General features: G+C 65.0%; 17 protein-coding genes and 1 riboswitch. Of the genes, 11 read left to right on the forward strand and 6 right to left on the reverse strand.

All coding sequences use genetic code 11. From position 1 onward, the window contains the following. Positions 1-86: 86 nt before the first annotated feature. Positions 87-557, forward strand: a complete 471-nt coding sequence (locus tag AYJ57_RS19560) for a hypothetical protein (RefSeq protein ID WP_066110008.1) — start codon at positions 87-89, stop codon at positions 555-557. A 53-nt stretch (positions 558-610) separates the two neighbouring features. Here AYJ57_RS19560 and AYJ57_RS19565 read toward each other — a convergent pair whose 3' ends face one another. Beyond that, the gene (locus AYJ57_RS19565; RefSeq protein WP_066110011.1) at positions 611-1,990 is read right to left on the reverse strand and encodes a YncE family protein; all 1,380 of its coding nucleotides are present in this window, start codon (positions 1,988-1,990) and stop codon (positions 611-613) included. A 293-nt stretch (positions 1,991-2,283) separates the two neighbouring features. Between AYJ57_RS19565 and AYJ57_RS19570 the strand changes: the two genes are divergently transcribed. The 3 genes from AYJ57_RS19570 to AYJ57_RS19580 all read left to right on the forward strand — a co-directional run bounded on the left by AYJ57_RS19570 (position 2,284) and on the right by AYJ57_RS19580 (position 5,130). Beyond that, on the forward strand, positions 2,284-3,303 hold the full coding sequence (locus AYJ57_RS19570) for a TRAP transporter substrate-binding protein (RefSeq protein WP_066110014.1): 1,020 nt from the start codon (positions 2,284-2,286) through the stop codon (positions 3,301-3,303). Between the two features lie 75 nt (positions 3,304-3,378). Then, on the forward strand, positions 3,379-4,344 hold the full coding sequence (denD, locus tag AYJ57_RS19575) for a D-erythronate dehydrogenase (RefSeq protein WP_066110017.1): 966 nt from the start codon (positions 3,379-3,381) through the stop codon (positions 4,342-4,344). An 18-nt stretch (positions 4,345-4,362) separates the two neighbouring features. Further along, a complete protein-coding gene (locus AYJ57_RS19580) occupies positions 4,363-5,130 on the forward strand; it encodes a FadR/GntR family transcriptional regulator (protein ID WP_066110020.1) in 768 nt (255 codons plus the stop codon). A gap of 158 nt (positions 5,131-5,288) precedes the next feature. On the opposite strand, the gene katG is transcribed toward AYJ57_RS19580, so the two are convergent. The 3 genes from katG to AYJ57_RS19595 all read right to left on the reverse strand — a co-directional run bounded on the left by katG (position 5,289) and on the right by AYJ57_RS19595 (position 10,238). Continuing rightward, positions 5,289-7,463, reverse strand: a complete 2,175-nt coding sequence (katG, locus tag AYJ57_RS19585) for a catalase/peroxidase HPI (RefSeq protein WP_066110023.1) — start codon at positions 7,461-7,463, stop codon at positions 5,289-5,291. A gap of 279 nt (positions 7,464-7,742) precedes the next feature. Then, positions 7,743-9,152 (reverse strand): alkaline phosphatase D family protein, encoded by a 1,410-nt coding sequence (locus AYJ57_RS19590; protein WP_066110027.1) that lies wholly within the window; start codon positions 9,150-9,152, stop codon positions 7,743-7,745. A 93-nt stretch (positions 9,153-9,245) separates the two neighbouring features. After that, on the reverse strand, positions 9,246-10,238 hold the full coding sequence (locus AYJ57_RS19595; RefSeq protein ID WP_066110030.1) for an asparaginase: 993 nt from the start codon (positions 10,236-10,238) through the stop codon (positions 9,246-9,248). A gap of 574 nt (positions 10,239-10,812) precedes the next feature. Next, a riboswitch (cobalamin riboswitch) is annotated at positions 10,813-11,013 on the forward strand. A gap of 97 nt (positions 11,014-11,110) precedes the next feature. Here AYJ57_RS19595 and nrdH point away from each other — a divergent pair. The 7 genes from nrdH to AYJ57_RS19630 all read left to right on the forward strand — a co-directional run bounded on the left by nrdH (position 11,111) and on the right by AYJ57_RS19630 (position 19,223). Further along, entirely contained in the window at positions 11,111-11,332 is a 222-nt protein-coding gene (gene nrdH, locus AYJ57_RS19600; RefSeq protein ID WP_066110033.1) for a glutaredoxin-like protein NrdH, read from the forward strand. A 19-nt stretch (positions 11,333-11,351) separates the two neighbouring features. Continuing rightward, the gene (gene nrdI, locus AYJ57_RS19605; protein WP_066110035.1) at positions 11,352-11,765 is read left to right on the forward strand and encodes a class Ib ribonucleoside-diphosphate reductase assembly flavoprotein NrdI; all 414 of its coding nucleotides are present in this window, start codon (positions 11,352-11,354) and stop codon (positions 11,763-11,765) included. After that, positions 11,750-13,873: a class 1b ribonucleoside-diphosphate reductase subunit alpha gene (gene nrdE / locus AYJ57_RS19610; RefSeq protein ID WP_066110482.1), complete on the forward strand. Its 2,124-nt coding sequence runs from the start codon at positions 11,750-11,752 to the stop codon at positions 13,871-13,873. The genes nrdI and nrdE overlap by 16 nt, the downstream gene beginning before the upstream one ends. A 118-nt stretch (positions 13,874-13,991) precedes the next feature. Beyond that, the gene (gene nrdF / locus AYJ57_RS19615; protein ID WP_066110483.1) at positions 13,992-14,966 is read left to right on the forward strand and encodes a class 1b ribonucleoside-diphosphate reductase subunit beta; all 975 of its coding nucleotides are present in this window, start codon (positions 13,992-13,994) and stop codon (positions 14,964-14,966) included. Positions 14,967-15,382: 416 nt separating this feature from the next. Continuing rightward, positions 15,383-16,084, forward strand: a complete 702-nt coding sequence (locus AYJ57_RS19620) for a gluconate 2-dehydrogenase subunit 3 family protein (protein ID WP_066110038.1) — start codon at positions 15,383-15,385, stop codon at positions 16,082-16,084. Between the two features lie 2 nt (positions 16,085-16,086). Then, positions 16,087-17,856, forward strand: coding sequence for a GMC family oxidoreductase (locus tag AYJ57_RS19625; RefSeq protein WP_066110041.1), 1,770 nt, complete (start codon positions 16,087-16,089; stop codon positions 17,854-17,856). A gap of 11 nt (positions 17,857-17,867) precedes the next feature. After that, positions 17,868-19,223 (forward strand): cytochrome c, encoded by a 1,356-nt coding sequence (locus AYJ57_RS19630; protein ID WP_066110043.1) that lies wholly within the window; start codon positions 17,868-17,870, stop codon positions 19,221-19,223. Positions 19,224-19,320: 97 nt separating this feature from the next. On the opposite strand, the gene AYJ57_RS19635 is transcribed toward AYJ57_RS19630, so the two are convergent. Beyond that, on the reverse strand, positions 19,321-21,591 hold the full coding sequence (locus AYJ57_RS19635) for a FepA family TonB-dependent siderophore receptor (protein WP_066110045.1): 2,271 nt from the start codon (positions 21,589-21,591) through the stop codon (positions 19,321-19,323). Between the two features lie 199 nt (positions 21,592-21,790). Further along, on the reverse strand, positions 21,791-23,320 hold the full coding sequence (glpK, locus tag AYJ57_RS19640) for a glycerol kinase GlpK (protein WP_066110047.1): 1,530 nt from the start codon (positions 23,318-23,320) through the stop codon (positions 21,791-21,793). Positions 23,321-23,392 lie beyond the last annotated feature (72 nt).

Here is a 23,392-nt window from a genome sequence, read left to right on the forward strand (position 1 = left end):
AATGCCTGTGCTAGGCTCGCCGTCGATTACTCTCCCGGTGGTGCGCGCCGCCGGATCTCCGCATTTTGAAAAGGTAGGGATTTTGGATGGCTCCGCACGCACGCACCGCGCGATTTGTCACGACTTTCATGATGGCCCTCGTCGGCGGGCTGCTGTTCTTCGCGTTCCTCTATGAGGATGCGGTGGCGCTCGGACCGGAGCGGGCGGTGGCCGAGCCGCGCGGCCTGCAGATACGCTATCTCATAGCCATGGTGCTGGGCGGGGCGCTGTCGGGCTGGCTGCTGTCGGGCCTTTACGGGCGGCGCGGGATCGGGGGCTATCTGCTGGGCTTCGTCGGCTCGATCGTGGCGCTGATGGTGGCGGGGCTCTTTGGCAGTGCCGTGGGGCTGCTGCCCGACATCCTGCGCCAAGGCTGGGACGCATCCGACTTGATCCCGATCCTCTTTGGTGCCGTGGCGCTGCCGCTCTCTTTCGCCGGAGCGCCGCTGCTGTTCGTGGGCTGGCTGGTGATCAGCCTCGCCACGCATCTCTGGGCCAAGCGGGTGCGCGGCGCCTGAGCATGGGGCGGGTGCCAGTGAGGCACCCGCCGTGCCGGGTTAGCTGCTCGGGGTCAACTGCCCGGAGTCACGTGGCTGATGTGATCGCCGCTTTCATCCTCGGCGCCGCGCGCCTTGTTGACCACAAAGACGCCGCCGTCTTCGGCGGTTGTCAGGTGGTTGGGGTAGCTGCCGATCTCGGTCTTCGCCACCACGTCGCCTTCGGGCGAGACGGCGACCAGCGAGTCCGAGCCGCGCACTGCGACCCACGCCAGATCGTTCACCGCGTCATAGGTCACGTTGAGCGGCCCCGAGCCCACCGGCACGTCATGCAGCGCCTCGCCGGTCTTGGCGTCGAGGATCAGCAGGTTGTCGGTGTTCATGCCGGTGGTGAAGATCAAACCGTCGGCCCCGTCATAGGCCACGCCGATGGTGCGCTTGGACAGCGGCAGCGCATGCACAGAGGTCTGCGTGCCGGTGCCCAGATCGACGGTCGCGACCTCGTCGGTGGTCAGGCTGACCACGACCAGCCTGCCGCTCTCGGCGTCGATGTCCATGCTGGCGGTGCCAAAGCGCTCGCCGCGCTTGCCCGAACGCAGCTCGATCGGGGCCAGTTCTTCCAGCGTCGCGCTGTCGAAGACGTGGATCACCGGCTCGAAGGTGGCGCTGACGTAGACCTTGCCGTCCAGCACGAGCGCATCGCGGGGGTGCGGCACCGCGCCGGGCTCGAACTGCTTGATCAGCGACAGATCGTCGGCGCTATAGACCGCCACGGTGTTCTGCCGCGTGTTTGTCACCCAGACCTGCCCCTGCGCCACGTCGACGCCAACGCCATAGACCGCGAAGACACCGCCATCGCGGCCATTGTCGCCATCCGGCGCGTCTGCGGGGGTCACTTCAGCCAGCACTTCCAGCGTCGACGGATCAAGCTTCATCAGCTTGCTTTCGGTCACCGGCGGACGGCCCACGGCGGAGGTCACGTAGAGCGCATCCGGGGTTTGCGCCACCTGATAGAGCCCCGACGCCAGTTTCTGCGACGTGACGTTGAGCCCGCCGCTTTCGGGCAGCACCGGCGAGACCTTCAGGTCCACGGTCATGGCAAAGGCCGGATCGGCGATCTCGGCCACCACCGGGTAAAGCCCCGGCTCAGCGGCTTCGGGGACGGTGATCTCGGTGCGGAAGGTGCCCTTGGCATCGGCCACGATCGGCGCGCCCTCGTTCAGCGCGACGCCATTCTGCCGCAGCACGACGCTCTGACCGGGGGTGAAGCCCTTGCCGCGGATCTCGGCGGTGCTTCCGGCGGTGATCGGCGCACGGTTCAGCCCCTCGGCGATCATCTGGCCCTCAAAGCCCTTGGCAAGGCCGGTGAACGGATCGGAAAGCGCAGCGCCAGCCATCAGCGCGGAAAGCGCGAGACCGCAGACGCCAGTGCGGAGTGCCGTGGCAAGGGACATGAGAGTCCTCCTTTGGAGGCGGCCGGGCGGGCCGCTGAAAACTGAAAGCAATAGCTTGGGCGCAGCGCCGTGGCTCTGCGGCGAGGGGCGCGCAGGTACCATCTGACTAGAATGACCGACTTTTCCAGTCAAGTATTTGGCGTGTCACATGACATGGCCGTGATCTCGCCCCGACCCAGCGCCCAATCTGCGGATACCCGCAAACGCGCTGCGTGATTGACGGATTGTCTGGCAATCAGTCAATGCCCTTGCTACGCATTTCCCTGGAGGACGATTCACAGGGAGGAGAATTCATGTCCAAGACCTTTACCGCCGCCGTTGCCGGCGCGATCCTGCTGGCGGGTGCCGCCAGTGCCCAGACCACGCTGCGCATCCAGACCCACCAGTCGCCGGAATCCGTCGCAGGCCAGCTTGTGCGCGAGTTCGCCGAGCAGGTGGAAACCATGTCGGGCGGCTCGCTCGACCTCGAGATGTTCTACAGTTCCGCCGTCGTCGCCTCGGCCGAGACCTTCGGGGCCGCCGCCAACGGCATCCTCGACTGCGACATGACGAACCCCAGCTATCAGACCGGGCGCAACCCGGCGTTCCAATTCGTCGCCGACACCATGGGCGGCTACGACACGCCGCTGCAGTACCTGAGCTGGATCTCGCAGGGCGGTGGCCGCGAGGCGATCAACGAGCTGTACCACGAAAGCGGGATGGAATTCGTCGGCGCCTATCTGGGCGGTCAGGAGTCGATGAACTCCACCGCGCCGCTGGCCGGGATCGAAGACCTCAAGGGCTGGAAATTCCGCTCGCCGCCGGGCATGGAATCCGAGATTTTCGCCGAACTGGGGGCCACCCCGGTGGTGATGGATTTCACCGAGATCTTCACCGCTCTGGAAACCGGCATCATCGACGGGGCGGACGCCTCGACGCTGGCCAACAACGTGGGCCTTGGCATCTACGACATCGCCAAGCACACCACCTACCCCGGCTTCCACTCGATGAGCTCGGACCATCTGGCCTGCAACAAGCAGGTCTGGGACGGGCTCGAGCCGGCGCAGCAGGCGATCCTGAAAGCGGCGGTGGATGATCTGGCGCTGAACCTGATGATGCGCACCATCGTGCAGAACGGCGAGGCGCTGACCTCGCTGCCCGAGAAAGGCGTGACGATCTACGACTGGTCCGCCGAGGACCGCGCCGCCTTCCGCAAGGCCGCGATCAGCCGCTGGGACGTCTGGGCCGAGAAATCGCCCGAGGCCAAGGTCATGGTCGACAGCCACAAGGCCTTCCTCAAGCGCATCGGCCTTGGTCAGGACAGCGACAGCTGATCCCGGCCCCACATCTGAGCGCGCGGCCATCCCCGGCCGCGCGCGTCCCTCCATTGCTACGGAAAGACACTTAGGATGAACGTTCTGATCATCGGCGGCGGCGGTTTCGTCGGCCGCAAGGTTGCCCAAAGCCTCGCCGCGCGCGGCGACCTGCGCGACGCGCCCATCGACAAGATCACGCTGGCCGACATTGTGGCGCCCGAGCCCATTGAGGCCCCCTTCCCGGTCGAGACCCGCGCCTGCGACATCACCGACCGTGCCTCGGTGGACGCGCTGATCGACGCCGAGACCGACGTGATCTTCCATTTCGCCGCCGTCGTCTCGGCCCATGCCGAGGCCGATTTCGAGGCAGGCATGAAGGTCAACCTCGACGGCACGCTCAACGTGCTGGAGCGCTGCCGCGCGCTGGAGACCTGCCCGGTGGTGGTCTTCACCTCCTCGCTGGCGGTCTTCGGCGGCGAGGTGCCCGACCCGATCACCGATTACACCATTCCCAACCCGCAGACCTCCTACGGCATGCAGAAGGCCATTGGGGAACTGCTGCTCAACGATTATTCGCGCAAAGGCTATGTGGATGGCCGCGGCTTCCGCCTGCCGACCATCTCGGTGCGTCCGGGCAAGCCCAACCGCGCCGCCTCGTCCTTCATGTCCTCGATCATCCGCGAGCCGCTGAACGGCGAGCCGGCGATCTGCCCGGTGGACGAAGGGCAAGAGCATTTCTACCTCTCGCCGCGCCGCTGCGTGGAAAACCTGATCAAGGGCGCCGAGCTTGATGCCGAAGACCTCGGCATGCAGCGCTGCATGACCATGCCCGGACAACGCCTGTCGATCCGCCAGATGATCGACGCGCTCACCGCCGTGGCCGGGCCGGAACCCGCGCAGCTGATCAAATGGGAAGAACAGCCCGAGATCGCCGCGATCGTGCGCGGCTGGCGGTTCGACTATCGCTTCGACAAGGCGCTGGCGCTGGGGCTTGAAGCCGACGCGAGCTTCGAGGAAAACGTGCGCTACTACATGGAAGACGACATGCCCAAGGCCTGACGGGCCGAAAGAGACGCGATGCTGACCCCGATTATCCAGACCCCACGATACCGGCTGGTGGCCGAGGAGATCGCCGCGCGCATCCGCGCCGGTGACTTCGCGCCCGGCACCAAGATGCCTGCCGACAAGGATCTGGTCGCAAAGCTCGGGGTCAGCCGCACCACCGTGCGCGAGGCGATGATCGCGCTGGAGCTTATGGGCTATGTGGTCACCCGCTACGGCGCCGGGGCCTTTGTCGCCGATACGCTGCCCGCCGCTCCGCCAGAGGTGAAGGGCGAACCGAGCGGCCTGCCGGGCTTCTTCGAACTGGTCGAGGCGCGCGCCGTCTTCGAGCCCGAGATTGCCGCCATCGCCGCCGGGGCGATCTCGCCCGAGGAAATCGCGGCGCTGAACGCCTGTATCGAGGGCATGTGCGACACCGCCCTGCCCTTCGACCGGATCGAGGCGCATGACCGCGAGTTCCATCTGATCGTCGCGCGCTCCACCGGCAATTCGGTCTTCGTCTCGGTGGTCGAGGAATTCTGGCGCGTGCGTCAGCGCTATCCGGAATGGACCCGCCTCAATAACCGCCAGAGCGCCGAGGACATTGCGCGGTTCTCGCGCGACGAGCATGTGGCCATTGTCGATGCGCTCGCCGCACGCGACGCCGGTGGCGCACGCGCGGCCATGGCGCACCATTGCCGCAACTCGGGCCAACCGCTCTTGGAGCGCTGGCAACTCTTCGAAGGCGATGGCGGCGGCGAGGAAGTGCTGCACCGGCTGAAGGCGCGGGCAGGTCAGAGCTGAATGACGAAGGGCTGAGGGGGCGCTGCCCCCGTCGCGCGACGCGCGACTCCCCCGGCGTATTTTTAAAGAGAAGAAGCCCGGGGGGCGGCTTGGTTGCGCGCAGAAAAAAGGCCCGCGCGCCATAGGGCTGCGGGCCTCTTCTCAATTTATGCGCGAGTTCACTTCAGATCGAAGCGGTCGGCGTTCATCACCTGTGTCCAGGCTGCGGCGAAATCCTTGACGAATTTCCCGGCGTTGTCGTCTTGCGCGTAGACCTCGGCATAGGCGCGCAGGATCGAGTTGGAGCCGAAGATCAGGTCCATGCGGGTGGCGGTCCATTTGACCGCGCCGCTCTGGCGGTCGCGGACCTCATAGAGCCCCTCTCCTACCGGCACCCAGGTGTTGGCCATGTCCACGAGGTTGACCAGCACGTCGTTGCTGAGCGCGCCGGGGCGGTCGGTGAAGACCCCATGCGCCGTGCCGCCGTGGTTGGTGCCCATGGCGCGCATACCGCCGAAGAGCGCCACCATCTGCGGCGCGGTCAGCCCCATCAGCTGCGCGCGGTCGAGCATCAACTCCTCGGCGGAGACGGCATAGTCCTGCTTGAGCCAGTTCCGGAAGCCATCGGCCAGCGGCTCGAGCGCATCGAAGCTTTCAGCGTCGGTCATCTCGTCGGTGGCGTCGCCGCGGCCCGGCGCGAAGGGCAGGTCAAGATCGACGCCCGCGGCCTTGGCCGCCTGCTCGACCCCGAGATTGCCCGCCAGCACGATCACATCGGCAATGGAGGCACCGCTTTCGGCGGCGATGGGTTCCAGCACCGAAAGCACCTTGGCAAGACGCACGGGCTCGTTGCCCGCCCAGTCCTTTTGCGGCGCCAGCCGGATGCGCGCGCCATTGGCGCCGCCACGCATGTCCGAGCCGCGGTAGGTGCGGGCGCTGTCCCAGGCGGTTGCGATCATTTCGGCAGGGCTGAGGCCGGATGCAGCGATTTTCGCCTTCACCGCGGCAACGTCGTAATCGGTTGTCCCCGCGGGGACAGGGTCCTGCCAGATCAGATCCTCGGCGGGAACGTCCGGGCCGAAGTAGCGCGCTTTGGGGCCCATGTCGCGATGCGTCAGCTTGAACCACGCGCGGGCGAAAGTGTCGGCGAAATAGGCGGGGTCGGCCATGAACTTCTGGCAGATCGCGTTATAGGCCGGGTCCACTTTCATCGCCATATCGGCGTCGGTCATGATCGGCATGGTCTTCATCGACGGGTCTTCGACGTCGGCGGGCATGTCCTCTTCTTTGATGTCCACCGGCATCCACTGCCATGCGCCGGCGGGGGATTTCTTCAGCTCCCACTCGTGGCCGAAGAGCATGTCGAACCAGCCCATGTCCCATTGCGTGGGGTTGGAGGTCCATGCGCCCTCGATGCCCGAGACCACCTGATCGCGGCCAATGCTGCGGCCCTTGGTGTTCATCCAGCCGATGCCCTGGTACTCGGGCTCGGCGGCTTCGGGATCGGCGCTGAGGTTCTCGGCGAGACCATTGCCGTGGCATTTGCCGATGGTGTGCCCGCCTGCGGTGAGCGCGGCGGTTTCCTCGTCATCCATCGCCATGCGCTTGAAGGTCTCGCGGACCTGCTCGGCGGTCTTCTGCGGATCGGGCTGGCCGTTCACCCCTTCGGGGTTCACGTAGATCAGGCCCATCTGCACGGCGGCCAGCGGGTTCTCCATGGTCGCGGGGTTCGACACGTCGTCATAGCGGTTGTCGGAGGCAGCGAGCCATTCCTTCTCGGCGCCCCAGTAGACGTCCTTTTCGGGGTGCCAGATGTCTTCGCGGCCGAAGGCGAAGCCAAACGTCTTCAGGCCAGCGACCTCATAGCCGATGGTGCCCGAAAGGATCATCAGGTCAGCCCAGCTGACCTTGTTTCCGTATTTCTTCTTGATCGGCCAGAGCAGGCGGCGGCCCTTGTCGGTGTTGACGTTGTCCGGCCAGGAGTTCAGCGGCGCGAAGCGCTGGTTGCCGGTGCCGCCGCCACCGCGCCCGTCGGCGAGACGGTAAGAGCCTGCCGCGTGCCACGCGACGCGGGCGAACATGCCGACGTAGGACCCCCAATCGGCGGGCCACCACGCTTGGCTGTCCTTCATCAGCTGACGGAGGTCATCCTTCAGCGCCTCGACGTCGAGCGATTTCAGCTCTTCTTGATAATCGAAGTCCGGCCCCATCGGGTTGGTCTTCAGATCGTGCTGGCTGAGGATGTCGAGGTTGAGGCTCTTGGGCCACCAGCTGGTGACCGACTGGCCCCGCTCGGTCAGGCCGCCATGCATCACCGGGCATTTGCCTGCGGTGCTGATGTCGTTTCCGTCCATGTCAATTCTCCCATAGGATGGTCATCCTTGCGCGGGACGAAGGCAGGGCGTGGGGCGCTGGCGCGGGTCTTTGGCGGACCCTGCCCGGCTCGACGCCGTCTTCCCTCCTGCACGGGCAGTCTAACCAGACGGACCGGACGGGTCAGGTGATTCGTACCACCTGACGTTGCGCATGCGTCATTCTGCCTCGGGCTAAATTATGAGTTTCACATGCTGCATTTATGTCACGAGCCGGTTACATGGCGGCGTCATGGTGACAGGCGGAGCGCGAAGGTGCCATCACAGTGCCATGGCCGGGGTTGGGCCGCTGTCCTCAAGCTCCCAGATCGCGCGCCACTGGCCGCTGCGGCGCTCCAGCCGCAGGTAGTTGCGCTCTGCCGCGTAGCGCGTGCTTTGGCCCGGCAACGGGCGGATGCGGATCGGATGCTCGGGCAGCGGTGCCTCGCCCAGTCCCGCCAGCGTGCCCAGCCCCAGCGCATAGGCGCGCGGCGGCGCGCGGTGCGAAATGCCCGAAGCGACAAGCTGGTGGATGAGATGCTCGCCCGCCCCCATCTCGGCGCGGGTGGCAAGGTGGATCTCTCCCGACAGCACGGTGACCGGCCCGGCGCGGCGCATCCGCAGCACTTCGCTCAGCATCCGCCGCCATTCGTCGCGATGTGCGCGGCTCTGCCATTGGTCGCGCAGATCGTCCTCGTATTTCTGCATCTTCGGGATCGCCATCATCAGCCCCTCGATCAGCGACAGGCGCGGGCCGAGCAGCGGCACGGAGGAGACGAGGAACGTATGCGGGCCGCCTTCGATCTGGGTGACGCCCTGCCAGCCCGGCGCGCCCATGACTTGCCGGCGCCCCCGCTCGGATCGCAGGTCGGGGCCAAAGAGCGTCAGGCCGGGCAGTTCATGGCGCCACGACAGGCTGCGCCCCTCAGGGTCGAGGAAAAGCTGCGGCACATCCTCTTCGCGCGCCGCATGTTGGAACAGAAGATAGGTCTCGCGCGCGACGCGAAACAGCAGCTGCCCCACCGCCGAGCGGGTGGCGTCGCGGTGCAGCGAGCCCCAGCCGTCGCAGATATCGTGATCGTCCCACACGCAAAGCGCGGGCACTTCGGCGGAGACCTCGGAAAATCCGGGGGCCGAGAAGGTGCTGAGGTAGCGCTCGAAGAAGCGGGCGCGCAGGTGGCGTTCGAGATCGGCAAGCTGCGCGGGCGTGGGGCTTTCGGGAATATCGTCCGGCCAGTCGTCGCTGAGCGGATGGCCGTCGGTCGCCTCGTCGGCATAGATCTGGTCGCCGCCCATGAGCATGAGGCCAAAGGGGCTGTCCCGGTGCTGGCCAAGCAGGCGCTGCCACATGGCGTTGCGCTCTTCGGCGTCGCGGCCAAGATCGCCATGCTCTTCGCCGTTGCAGGAGACGAAGGCGATGCGCAGATCGCCGGAGAGTTCCACCTGCACCCGGCGCTCGCGGCCCTCGAAGCTGTAGTGCGGCGCGTCCTGCGGCAGCGTCAGATCATAGCGCCAAAGCTGGCGGCCCTCGCAGGCGGCCAGAGGCAGCGGGGCGACACCCATGCCGCCCGCCAGCATCTCGCCGGGCGTCTCGCCCTCGGGGCGCACCACAAGCGCGGCGACGCGCAGCGCATCTGCCTCTGCGGCACGGAAATAGAGGATCGGGCCGATCCGATCGGGGAAACTGCTCATCTGCGGGGTCCTGCTGTCTCTTGCCTTCGCTAGAGATAGGCATCCGCCGCGGAAATGCCCGTGCCCGCGCGGAAAATCGCGCGGGAGGGTCTGTCAGACCTTGGCGATGGCCTCGGCGATCGCCGCCATACGCCCGGCACCTGCGGGCAGGGTCGGCAAGAGCGCGGCGAGCAGCAGCCGCGCCTTGGCGGCGCTCAGGTCCCCGGCGAGCAGTGCGCCTGCCTCCACCATGGTGACGCCGCCGCTGTCGGAGCCGTAGATGGCGCGGGTGCGCCCCTCGGGGCAGCGCGAGGCGAGGATTACCGGGATGCCCGCCGCCACCAGATCGCGCGCGGCATCCGCAAAGCCCTTGGGCGCATTGCCGCGGCCAAAGGCCTCGATCACCGCGCCGCTGGCGCCATTGGCCCCGGCCCACCGCAGATAGCGCGGCGTGCTGCCGAGCCCCAGCGCCACCAGTTCGACATCGGGATCGAGCGCGGGCGTGTCGATGACAAACCGCGGACGCGCCGGGCGGGAGTAGAGATGCACCTCGCCCTCGTCGATCTCGCCCAGCTTGCCGTGGCCGTTCGAGCGGAAGGTGTCGACGCGCGAACTGTGCACCTTGCTGACGTAGCGCGCGCCGTGGATGTCGCCCTCGAAGACGATCACCGCGCCGACGCCGGTCAGGTCGGGCGTGGCGGCGGTGAGCAGCGCGTCGCGCATGTTGCGCGGCCCGTCGGTGTCGGGCTGGCCCGCGTGGCGCTGCGCCCCGGTAAACACCACGGGCTTGTCGGATTTGACCAGCAGGCGGGCGAGGAAGGCGCTTTCCTCCATCGTGTCGGTGCCATGGGTGACGACCACCCCATCGACACCCGGCTCGGCCAGACGCGCGTCAATATGGCGGCAGAAGCTATGCACTGTCTCTAGTGTCAGCGCGTTGCTGCCCGCCGCGGGAAGGTTGTCGACGGTGACCTCGATGCCCGGCAATGGGGCGTGCAGGTTTTTCAGCAGCGCGTCGCCGGTCAGCCCGGCGGTCACCGGGCCCCCTTCGGTCTGAGCAAAAGAGGCGATGGTGCCTCCGGTCGCGACGAGAACGATATGGGGCATGCGAAACTCCTATGGCACGGGATGGGCGGACCATGAGGCCCGGCGGCGTCTGCGCGGAAGGATCGGCGCATTGCCGCCCACGCGGGATCGACCATGCAGAGGTTCGGAACCTTAGGGAAGATAGCGTTTGGGAAAGATACGGGGGGAGGCGGCGACCCAAGGGAGGAGGAGAAGGGTCGCCGCCGATTTCCGGGGCTTGAGGGAGGAGGAGTAAGCCCCGGGAAATCCCGTAGCGCGTTTCCGCGTCTGTGAGCAGAATGTACTAACTGTTCCAATTGCTCACAATCGCAAAAGCTGCAAGCCTGCCCTGCTCTGTGTGCATGGCAGCGAAGGCGCGCCAATTCCGCCTCGGTTTCTGCGGTCTACGTTGGTCGCAGCAGTCCACCGCTCAATGATGCAAGGGCGGGCTCGGATTGCGGCGTCTGGCGCTGCCGTGGCGGATGTGGTCTCTGGACCGCAGGCATTCCGAGGCACCACCTGCGCCGCGTGTCTCATCTGCCTCATTCCACATCATCTTGCGATTTCCGATCAGCCCACCGTTAACTGTATGTTGACGGCCTATTGGTGAACTGATCTACATGTAGTTGCTTTCGGTTCATCGAGTCGGGTGACGGCCCGGCGCGGCGCTAAGAGGGAAACCGGTCTGATTCCGGTGCTGCCCCCGCAACTGTAAGCGGCGAGTGAAGGCCCTGAGAGCCACTGGGATATCCCGGGAAGGCGCGGCCGGAACCACGACCCGCAAAGCCAGGAGACCTGCCGGAAGCCGGATAGAATTTACCACGAACGGAGGGTTCGGGGCGTGATCAAACGGCGGCAGGCAAAAGTCCTGTCCGGCGGCGCGCCCTCCCCTTCACAGCTTAGGACGCAAGAGCATGATCACCGTCTACTCGAAACCGGCCTGCGTGCAGTGCACCGCAACCACCCGCGCGCTCGACGCCAAGGGCATCGATTACAACGTGATCGACCTGACCGAGGACGCCGACGCCATGGCTCGCGTCACCGAGATGGGCTACCGCCAGGCGCCCGTGGTCACCTCGGGCGAGGACCACTGGTCGGGCTTCCGCCCCGACCTGATCGCACGCATCGCCTCCTGATCATTCGAGGGGATCGGCCATGTCCGGGCTCGTCTATTTTTCTTCTGCCAGCGGCAATACCGCGCGCTTCATCTCTGGCCTTGGCCGGGCGGCGCTGCGCATCCCGGTGTCGCCGAAAGAGATGACGCCCGAGACCGCCGATCCCTTCGTGCTGATCTGCCCGACCTACGCCGATGGCGAGGGCCGGGGCGCGGTGCCGAAACAGGTGATCCGCTTTCTTAATGACCCGTCCCGCCGCGCGCTGCTGCGCGGCGTGATCGCTGGCGGCAACCGCAACTTCGGCGAGACCTTCGCCCTTGCGGGCCGCGTCATCGCGCAAAAATGCAATGTCCCCCTGCTCTATTCCTTCGAGCTGGCGGGAACGACCAAGGATTTCGCCCGCGTCAACGACGGGCTCGACGCTTTCTGGGGGACCCCATGCTTGACCGCCTGAACGAGACGCTGGATTACCACGCGCTCAACGCGATGCTGAACCTCTATGACGAGGCCGGCAACATCCGCTTTGAGGCGGACCGCATGGCCGCGCGGCAGTATTTCCTGCAGCACGTGAACCAGAACACGGTGTTCTTTCACTCGCTGACCGAGAAACTGGGCTATCTCGTCGACGAGGGCTACTACGAGGCCGAGGTTCTCGCGCAGTATGAGCAGAGCTTCCTGCAGAAGATCTGGGACGCGGCCTTTGCCAAGAAGTTCCGCTTCCCGACCTTCCTCGGCGCGTTCAAATACTACACCTCCTACACGCTGAAGACCCGCGACGGGAAACGCTTCCTCGAACGCTACGAGGACCGTGTGGTGATGGTGGCGCTGGCGTTGGCGCGCGGCGACGAAGGGCTGGCGATGTCCTTCATGGAAGAGATCCTGTCGGGCCGCTTCCAGCCCGCCACGCCGACCTTCCTCAACGCAGGCAAGAAGAGCCGCGGTGAGCTGATCTCCTGCTTCCTGCTGCGCATCGAAGACAACATGGAAAGCATCGGCCGCGCGATCAACTCGTCGCTGCAGCTGTCGAAGCGTGGCGGCGGCGTCGCCCTGATGCTGACCAACATCCGTGAGGCCGGTGCCCCGATCAAAGGCATCGAGAACCAGTCCTCGGGCGTCATCCCGGTGATGAAGCTGCTCGAGGACAGCTTCTCTTACGCCAACCAGCTCGGCGCGCGTCAGGGCGCGGGCGCGGTCTACCTGAACGCGCACCACCCCGACATCCTGAAGTTCCTCGACACCAAGCGCGAGAACGCCGACGAGAAGATCCGCATCAAGACCCTCAGCCTTGGCGTGGTGATCCCCGACGTGACCTTCGAGCTCGCCAAGCGCAACGAGCCGATGTACCTCTTCTCGCCGCATGACGTGCAGAAAGTCTATGGTGTGCCCTTCTCGGAAATCTCGGTCACCGAGAAATACGAGGAGATGGTCGAGGACAAGCGTATCCGCAAGACCAAGATCAACGCCCGCGCCTTCTTCCAGACGCTGGCCGAGATCCAGTTCGAGAGCGGCTATCCCTACATCATGTTCGAGGACACGGTGAACGAGATGAACCCGGTGGACGGGCGCATCACCATGTCGAACCTCTGCTCGGAGATCCTGCAGGTGGCCGAGGCGTCGGAGTTTAACGACGACCTGAGCTACTCGAAGCTGGGCACCGACATCTCGTGCAACCTCGGGTCGATGAACATCGCCAAGACCATGGACGGCCCCAACTTCGGCACCTCGATCGAGACCGCGATCCGCGCGCTGACCGCGGTGTCGGAAATGTCGGCGATCGACAGCGTCCCTTCGATCCGCCGCGGCAACGATGAGAGCCGCGCGATTGGCCTTGGCCAGATGAACCTGCATGGCTATCTCGCCCGCGAGCATGTGCACTACGGCTCGGACGAGGGGGTCGAGTTCACCTCGGTCTATTTCGCCGCCGTGGCCTATCACGCGCTGCGCGCCTCCTGCGCCATGGCGCGGGAAAAAGGCATGACCTTCAAGGGCTTCGAGAAGTCGAAATACGCCGACGGCAGCTTCTTCGAGAAATATGTGACCCGCGACTGGCTGCCGCAGAGCGAGACCGTCGTGGCGCTGTTCGACGGCATCACCCTGCCGACGCGCGCCGACTGGGAGCAACTGAAGGCCGACGTGATGGAGCACGGGCTTTACAACCGCAACCTGCAGGCGGTGCCGCCCACCGGTTCGATCAGCTACATCAACAACTCGACCTCCTCGATCCACCCGATCGTGTCGAAGATCGAGATCCGCAAGGAAGGCAAGATCGGCCGCGTCTACTACCCGGCCGCCTTCATGAACAACGAGAACCTCGAGTATTACCGCGACGCCTATGAGATCGGTCCGGAGAAGCTCATCGACACCTATGCCGCCGCCACCGAACACGTGGATCAGGGCCTGTCGCTGACGCTTTTCTTCCCCGCCGAGGCGACCACGCGGGACATCAACCGCGCGCAGATCTACGCATGGAAGAAGGGAATCAAGACGATCTACTACGTGCGCCTGCGCCAGACCGCGCTGGAGGGCACCGAGGTGCAGGGCTGCGTGTCCTGCACGCTCTGAGACCTTCGCTGGACCGGGGGCGCTGCCCCCGGACCCCCGGCGTATTTGTGGAACAATGAAAGGGGCGCGGGGCGCTCTGGATGATAGAGGGCCGATGGCCCGCGAATGGGATGATCCGATGAAGGACAGTGTCACCTCCCCCGCCGTGCCGCGGGCGATCAACTGGAACCGGCTGCAGGACGAGAAGGACCTCGAGGTCTGGAACCGTCTGACCGTCAACTTCTGGCTGCCCGAGAAGGTGCCGCTGTCGAACGACGTGCAAAGCTGGGCGACGCTGACCGAGGCCGAGCAGCGGCTGACCATCCGGGTGTTCACCGGGCTCACGCTGCTGGACACCATCCAGAACAGCGTCGGCGCGCCGGCGATGATGCCCGATGCGCAGACCCCGCATGAAGAGTCGGTGCTGACCAATATCGCCTTCATGGAAGCGGTGCACGCGCGCAGCTACAGCTCGATCTTCTCGACGCTTTGCTCGACCCGTGAGGTCGATGAGGCCTTCCGCTGGTCGGAAGAGAACCCGCATCTGCAGGCCAAGGCGCGCGCGGTGCTGGAAACCTATGCCGCGGGCAGCGATCCGCTGAAGCGCAAGGTCGCCTCGGTGTTCCTCGAGAGCTTCATGTTCTACTCGGGCTTCTACCTGCCGATGTATTGGTCGAGCCGCGCCAAGCTGACCAACACCGCCGACCTCATCCGCCTGATCATCCGTGACGAGGCGGTGCATGGCTATTACATCGGCTACAAGTTCCAGCGCGCGCTGGAGCGCGAGAGCGAGGAGCGCAAGGCCGAACTGAAGGAATACGCCTTCTCGCTGCTGTTCGAGCTTTACGACATCGAGGCGCGTTACACCGAAGAGCTGTATGACGGCATCGGGCTGACGGAAGAGGTCAAGGCCTTCCTCCACTATAACGCGAACAAGGCGCTGCAGAACCTTGGTTTCGAAGCGCTTTTCCCGCCTGAAGCTGCCGAGGTGAACCCCGCTATTCTGGCCGCGCTGAGCCCTGACAGCGAGAACCACGACTTCTTCTCGGGCTCGGGTTCGAGCTATGTGATCGGCAAGGCCGTGGCCACCGAGGATGAAGACTGGGACTTCTGACGCCAGCGTTCATTGTGAGAGATTTCCGCGCCGCGGTCAGCCCTGCTGACCGCGGCGTTTTTTTTGGCATGCAGCTGTGTGCGAAATGCGAGAACACGGCGATCACAGCAGGGAAACGCGACTTCTGCATTCATGCACAGTGAGTGTGCGGGCTGGGCTCACAGGGGTGGTTTAACGCTAAACAAATCCGTCATGCGCGATGCATGGCGGCCCTCATTTTGAGGGGTTTTCCCGTCATCATGCGCAAAGTCACGTTTTCGTGTCGCCTCTTCAAGGGCTTATGATCTGTGATCATAGCGGCGTTGCATCCGGGCGTGGTCATCTTGCGCGGCAAGGTGACGCCGCGTAGGGCGACAAAGTGTCGCTCTGCGCGAGCGCACGTTTGTTCCACCTAAGTACCGGCAGGACACCCCTTTATGACCGATCTACCCGGATACCCGAGCCGCCGGGGCTTTCTGAAAGCCTCCGCCGCTGGTGTCGCCCTCTCGGGTCTCGCCGCCTCTGCCTCTGCGCAAGAAGCCCCGGCGCCCGTCTCCCTCGACCAATACGAACGCGAATATCTCAGCGCCGATGAATGGGCCTTTGTGATGGCTGCGACCGCGCGGCTCATCCCCTCCGAAGGCGATGGCCCCGGCGCGATCGAAGCGCGTGTGCCGGTGTTTATCGACCGCCAGCTTGCCAGCGATTACGGCACCGCCGACGATTGGTACATGGAAAGCCCGCATGACGCCGCCGCCGAGCCCGCGCGTGGCTGGCAGACGCCGCTGACCCCCGCCGAGGTTTATCGTCAGGCGATCCCCGCCTTTGACGCCTGGTGCCAAGAGACCCATGGCGCGGCCTTTGCCGATCTCTCGCCCGAACAGCAGGACGCCTCGCTCACCTCGCTGCAGAACGGCGACGTCGCGCTGGCCAACGAGCTGCGCGAGTTTTGGGGTCTGCTGCTGAGCAACACCAAGGAAGGCTATTTTGCCGACCCGCAATACGGCGGCAACCAAGGCATGCAGTCCTGGGTCTACATCGGCTTCCCCGGTGCCCGCGCGGCCTATCGGGAATGGCCCGAGCGCCACAACGTGAAATACCCGCTTGGTCCGGTCTCGATCAGCGGCGAAAGGGCATAACAATGGCACGTCAGGAAAAAAAGAAGGACGTGGTCATTGTCGGCCTCGGCTGGACCGGTTCGATCGCAGGCATCGAGCTGGCGCAGGAAGGCCTCGACATCGTCGCGCTGGAGCGCGGCCATGATCAGAGCACCGTCCCCAACTTCGAATACCCGCAGCAGATCGACGAGCTGAAATACGGCGTGCGTCTGAAGATGATGCAAAAGCCGAGCCAGCAGACCGTTACCGTGCGCCGCAACGATGGCGAACGCGCGCTGCCCTACCGCTCGCTTGGATCGTTCCTGCCCGGCAATGGCGTTGGCGGTGCCGGCACGCACTGGAACGGCCTCAACTGGCGTCCGCAGGAAGTCGAGATGCGTCTGCGCTCCTACGTCGAGGAAACCTTTGGCGAGCAGATCATTCCCGAGGGCATGAACCTTGCGGACTACCCGGTCAGCTACGATGAGCTCGAACCGTTCTTCACGCAGTTCGAGAAGGTCGCGGGCATCTCCGGCTATGCGGGCAACCTCAACGGCGAGATCCGCGAAGGCGGCAACCCGTTCGAAGGCTGGCGCTCGGAAGACTTCCCGATGCCGCCGCTGCCGACCACCTACGATTCCGCGAAATTCCAAGAAGCCGCCAAGGCGATGGGCTACCACCCGTTCCCGGCCTCGGCAGGCATCGCGTCCACGTCCTATGTGAACCCCTATGGGATGCAGATGGGGCCGTGTAACTTCTGCGGCTTCTGCGAGCGCTACGGCTGCTACCAATACTCCAAGTCCTCGCCGCAAACGGCGATCCTCGGCGCGCTGAAGCGCATGCCGAACTTCGAGTACCGCACCGGCTCGGAAGTGCTGCGCGTGGAACTCGCCGAAGACGGCAAGACCGCGACCGGCGTCACCTATTGGGACGAAGCGGCGCAGGAAGAAGTCTTCCAGCCCGCCGACATCGTGATCCTGTCGAGCTACCAGCTCAACAACGTGCACCTGATGCTGCTCTCGGGTCTGGGCGAAGCCTACAACCCGCTGACCGGTGAGGGCACGCTGGGCAAGAACTACGCCTACCAGATGAACGGCGGCGTCTCGATGTTCTTCAAGGACGCCGAGTTCAACCCCTTCGTCGGCCACGGTGCCAACGGCATGGTCATCGACGACTTCTCGATCAGCCAGAACGACTTCGGCGCCGAGGGCTTCATCGGTGGTTCTTACTGGCGCTCGGGCACGTTCAACGGCCAGCCGATCCGCAACATGCCGCTGCCCAAGGGCACGCCGAGCTGGGGCGCGGGCTGGAAGGAAGGCATCGGCGAGTGGTACGGCCACGCCATGTCGATCGGCTCGCATGGCTCGCATATGGCCTATGCGAACAACCACCTCGACCTCGATCCCACCTACACCGACCGCCACGGCCGTCCGCTGATGCGCATGACGTTCAACTGGCAGGACAACGACCTGAAGATGAACCAGTTCATGAAGTCGAAGATGGAGCCGCTGGCCGCTTCGATGAACCCGGACATCATGCAGGCCGGGTTCAAGGACATCGGTGCGCAATACGACGTGCGTCCCTATCAGACGACGCACAACACCGGTGGTCACATCATGGCCGAGAACGCGCAGGAAGGCGCGGTCAACCGCTACTCCCAGACCTTCAAGGCGCACAACGTCTTCGCCATGGGCGCGGGCAACTTCGTGCAGAACACCCAGTACAACCCGACCGGGCTTGTGGGCGGTCTGGCCTATCACACGGTGCATGCGATCCGTACGCAGTACCTCTCGAACCCCCGTCCGCTGGTCTGAGGAGAACGTAAATGAAGACCTTTCTCCGCATTGTCGGCGGCCTCGTGGTTCTGGGCATCGTCTGCCTGCTCGCCTTCATCTTCGTGCCCGTGCAGCGTAGCGCACCGGCTGAGGAACTGGCTGCCAACTGGGAGCCCGAGCCCGGTCAGGGCGAATATGTGATGCATGCCTCGGACTGTGTGGCCTGCCACACCGCCGAGGGTGGCGCGCCGCTTGCCGGTGGCCGCGCCATCGCCTCGCCCATGGGCACCATCTGGTCGACCAACATCACCCCCGACGCCGAGACCGGCATCGGCGAGTGGTCCTATGACGACTTCCGCGCGGCCATGGTCGACGGCATCGCCAAGGGCGGCACCCTTCTTTATCCGGCGATGCCCTATGAGAACTATCGCCTGATGAAGGAAGAGGACATTCGTGCCCTTTATGACTACCTCATGGCAGAGGTCGAGCCGGTGTCGAAAGAGGTGCAGGAAACGCAGCTGAAGTTCCCCTTCAACCTGCGCTTCGGCATCCGCGCGTGGAACTGGCTGGCGCTGACCCATGACGCCGGGTTCAACCCGGTGGGCGCGTCCGAACTGCAGGACCGAGGTCAGTATCTCGTCGAAGGCCCCGGCCACTGCGCCGCGTGCCACAGCCCCCGCACCCCCTTCATGGCGCAGGACGGTGTGACGGCGGATGAGGACGGCTTCCTCACCGGCGGCGTCATCGACGGCTGGAACGCGCCGGCGCTGCGCGGCGAAGGCTCTGCTCCGCAGGCGTGGAGCGTGGGCGAGCTGGCGGACTATCTTGCCACCGGCCGCAACGCGCATTCCGCCGCCAACGGCGAGATGGGCCTCGTGGTCGAGCACTCGCTGCAGTATCTGACCGATGAGGACAACCTCGCCATGGCCGCCTTCCTCAAGGGGATGGATGGTGCAGAAGTCGAGACCCCCGAGACTGTCGCTGATGCAGGCCCGATCGTGACCCCGGATCCGGAAGCGGACGATGCGGGCCGCGAAACCGCAGAGATGCTGATCTCGGCGGATCCCGAAATGCCGCTGGGCGCGCGTCTCTACACCGACAACTGCATCGGCTGCCACTTTGCCACCGGCAAGGGCGCTCCGGGCATCTTCCCGGAACTGCAGGACAACCATCTGGTGACGGGCTCGGAAACCAAGCCGCTGATCTCGGTGATCCTGAATGGTGCCGAGGTGCCGGGCACGGCCAAGCGTCCGATGACGCTGCGCATGCAGGGCTATGCCGACCGAATGTCGGATGGCGAAGTGGCCGAGCTGGCGACATGGCTGCGCAAGGCATGGGGCAACGACGCGGGTGCGGTAAGCGCCAGCGATGTGGCCGCAGTACGCGGCGCTGACGCGACGCACTGATCGCTGAACGTTCCAGACGTATGTCCCCAAAAAGGAGGGCGGGCCGGAAATCCGGCCCGCCCTTTTCATGCAGCGGGTTTGACCGTGGCAAACGCCCTCAGAACGTCTTGGTCAGGCCGAAGTAATAGGCCCGCCCCGGCTCGTTGTAGGTGTTGGCCCCGTCGCCCGAGCGCAGGATCTCGGTGTTGAAGAGGTTGGTCACCCCGGCCTTCAGGTTAAAGCCGTTGTCGAACTGATAGGACATGCCGAGATTGACCAGCGTGTAGGGATCGCGGTCCTCGGTGTCATCCTCTTCATAGCCCGTGGTGGCGCTGTAGCTCGTGGCCTCGATCTTGCCGTAGTGGGTCAGCGAGGGCGTCACGGTCATGCGCTCGTTCGCCTGCCAGTCCAAGGCGGCGTTGATCGTGTACTCGGGAACCAGCGACAGCGGCACTTCGACCGAGCCGCCACCCTCAAGCTCGAGCTGCTGGACCGACTCGATCATATAGGTGCCGTTGACGCGAAGGTTGAAGTCCTCGCCGATCGGGGTGGCAAAGCTGCCCTCCAGACCCTGCACCCGCGACTGGGGAATGTTCTCCCACTGGTACAGGCGCCCATCCCGCCACGCGCCGCGCTGATAGACCGAGGCCGTGCCGACCTGTTCGGTGCCCGACTGGATCTTGTCGCGGTAGTCGTTGTGGAAATAGGTCAGCGTGGCGTTCATACCGTTCATGCCGGTGTACTGAATGCCGATTTCCTTGTTGATCGAGGTCTCGGGCTTCAGGTCCGGGTTCGACAGCACGTAGCACGGCCCGTCGCGGTAATAGGGATAGGGGCAGCCATTGCCCGAGGTCACATAGACGTAGTTGTCGGCCAGCTGGTAGAGCGTCGGCGATTTGAACGCTTTGGCCACGCCGCCTTTGATCGTCCAAGCGGAGTTGATCGCGTAGGAGGCATTGAGCCCGCCCGACCAGTTGTAGCCAAAGGTGTCGGCGTAATCGAGGCGGACCGAGGGGGTCAGCGTCAGCTTGTCGGTCCACTCGATGTTGTCTTCGAGGTAGAGGCCAAGCGTCGCCTGCTCGGTGAGCTCATCGCCGCTGGCCGGATCGAAGTCGTCGGATTCCACCGTGGCGAACGAGTTGTAACCGCTGAGGTCCAGCATCTCATAGCGCGCCTCGGCGCCCAGCGTCAGCGCCGACGGGCGGCCCAGCGTGCTGTGGTTGAGGTAGCTTTCATGTTTCGCCGAGAGGGCGTTCAGGGTCACGATGTCCCAGTCGCTCTGCGAGTTGATCGCGCCTTCGCTGCCGCCCGCGCCGCCTTCGGAGAGGCGCTCGTTGATCGTGCGCTCGAACTGCAGATAGCTCATCGTCTCACCCCAGCCGTAGCTGCCGTTGTGAGTGACGCCGAAGGTGTAGCGCTCCATGGAGTTGGTCTCGGAGCCATCCTCGGCCAGTTCGTTCACGTCCTCGCGCGAGTCGTTGCCGATGCCATTGCCGAGCAGCGTGTCGCCCGCATAGATGTTGCCCTGACGCGACCAGCCCAGATCGACATCGAAACGGTTAATATCGCTGGGCTCCCAGCTGAGACGCAGCGAGGCGTCCTTGTTGATCACCCCCTCGTTGCCGGAGTCGGAATAACAGCTTTCCTCGCCGGTATCCTCATCCGTCGAGCACTCGGCTTCGGCCTCGTTGATGTCGGTGTCGTCGCCATCGGTCTTGTTGTAGCTGCCCGAGAAGCGCAGGCCGAGTGTGTCGGTCAGACGCTTTGCCCAGAGCACGTTGTAGCGCTGGGTCATGCCCTCGCTGCTGCTTTCGGGCACATCGAAGAAGGTGCTGAGCTGCAGCAGATCTTCGTCGGGTTGCTTGGTGATGATGTTCACCACGCCGCCCGCCGCGCCCGAACCATAGCGGGCCGCTGCCGGGCCGCGGATGACCTCGATGCTTTCGACCATTTCGGCGGGCACCCAGTTGGTGTCGCCGCGGGTGTCGCGCTCGCCCGAGCGGCCCTGCTTGACCGAGGTGCGCGACAGCACCGGCTTGCCGTCGATCAGGATCAGCACGTTCTCAGGGCCCATGCCGCGGATGTCGACCTGCCGCTGGTTGCCGCGCTGGCCCGACGGCGAGGTGCCGCTGAGGTTGACGCCGGGCATCTTGCGGATGATCTCGGCCACATCGTTGACGACCGGCTGCTTCTGCAGGTCTTCCTCGGTGATGGTCGAGGTGCCCAAGGCCTGTTTGATCTGTTCTTCGGCGGTCAGAACGATTGTGCCGAGCTCATACTCGGCCTCGTCGCCGAGGGTGAAATCCTGCGCCAGCACCGGGGTCAGCGGGACGGCGGACAGAAGAAAGACGGCTGTGCCAGAGGCCAGCCGCGCACGTGCGGATGCCATGAGCGATCCTCTCTACGCGTTGAGATGTTGCGGATTTTAGGGGGACTGCTCGCGGCTAGCTGGCCCCTGCGAAGAACCACGTTCCTTGCAGAGCCTCAATCGTGGCGCTGCGGTGGCGCCACGGTATGTTACAATTACGCAACATAAAGTCGCCCCAGAGAATGCCTCCGGGGCGGGACACCAGAACTGGTCGGCGGACTTATTCGGCGGGCGCGGTCCCCTCGCCCGGTGCGCCGAAATCCATGGTCGCCGCGACCGCGCGTCGCCATGCGGCGTATTTGCGCTCGCGCAGCGCCGCCTCCATCTGCGGCTCGAACCGCGCCTCGCGCGCCCATGCCTCCGCAAAGGCTTCCATACCCGGCATCAGCCCCGCCTTTTGCCCGGCCAGCCACGCGGCGCCCATGGCCGTGGTCTCAAGCACCGTGGGCCGTTCGACCGGCGCGTCGAGAATATCCGACAGATACTGCATCCCCCAGTCTGACGCGCTGAGCCCGCCGTCGACGCGCAGCGCCGCCATCTCCACATCGCCATGCGCCGCGCTCCAGTCGGCCTTCATCGCCTCGATCAGGTCGCGGGTCTGATAACCGACGCTTTCCAGCGCGGCGCGGGCGAACTCGGCGGGGCCGGAGTTGCGGGTGAGCCCATAGATCGCCCCCCGGCAGTCGGCATTCCAATAGGGCGCGCCAAGGCCAGTGAAGGCGGGCACCAGCACAAGCTCTTGCGCCGGGTCTGCCGCTTCGGCCAAGGGCTGGCTTTCGGCGGCATGGCGGATCACCTGCAGCCCGTCGCGCAGCCATTGGATCACCGCGCCTGCCACGAAGATCGAGCCTTCGAGCGCATAGGTGGTCTTGCCGCCGATGCGATAGGCGATGGTGGTCAGCAGCCGGTTTTGCGAGACCACGGGCGTGTCGCCGGTGTTGAGCAAGGCAAAACAGCCGGTGCCATAGGTGGATTTGACCATGCCGGGCTGAAAGCACGCCTGCCCGATCGTCGCCGCCTGCTGATCGCCCGCGATACCGAGGATCGGGATCGGGCGCCCGAAGAGATCGGCGCGGCACTCGCCGAAGTTCGCGTCGCAATCGCGCACCTCGGGCAGCATCTTGGTGGGAATGTTCAGCCGCTTGCAGATCGCCTCGGACCAGCGGCCCTCGCGGATGTTGTAGAGCATGGTGCGGGCGGCATTGGTGGCGTCGGTGGCATGCACCGCGCCGCCGGTCAGTTTCCACACCAGCCAGCTGTCGACCGTACCAAAGAGCAGCTCGCCCTTCTCTGCCCGTTCGCGCGCGCCCTCCACCCGGTCGAGGATCCACGCCAGTTTGGTCGCCGAGAAATAGGGGTCGAGCAGCAGGCCGGTCTTTTCGGTGACCGTCTCTTCGAAACCCTCGTCGCGCAGCTTGCGGCACATCTCGGAGGTGCGGCGATCCTGCCAGACGATGGCGTTGTGGATCGGCTTGCCGGTGTCCTTCTCCCACACCAGCGTGGTCTCGCGCTGGTTGGTGATGCCGATGGCCGCGATGTCATCCGCGCCGACGCCCGCTTTCTCGACCACCGCGCGGCAGGTGGCGGCGGTGGTGGACCACAGATCGAGCGGATCATGTTCGACCCAGCCGCTTTGCGGGAAATGCTGCGGGAACTCCTCCTGCGCCGAGGCGGTGACCTGCAGCTTGTCGTCAAAGAGGATCGCGCGGGTCGAGGTGGTGCCTTGGTCGATGGCGAGGATGAGGGTCATGGGGTCTGCTGGCCTTTTGTTTGTCTTATCCTGTCGGATATTGCGTGCTGTTGCGATCCGCCCGGAATCAAG

Source organism: Salipiger sp. CCB-MM3 (genome assembly GCF_001687105.1).
In the GTDB taxonomy this organism is placed as follows: Bacteria; Pseudomonadota; Alphaproteobacteria; order Rhodobacterales; family Rhodobacteraceae; genus Salipiger.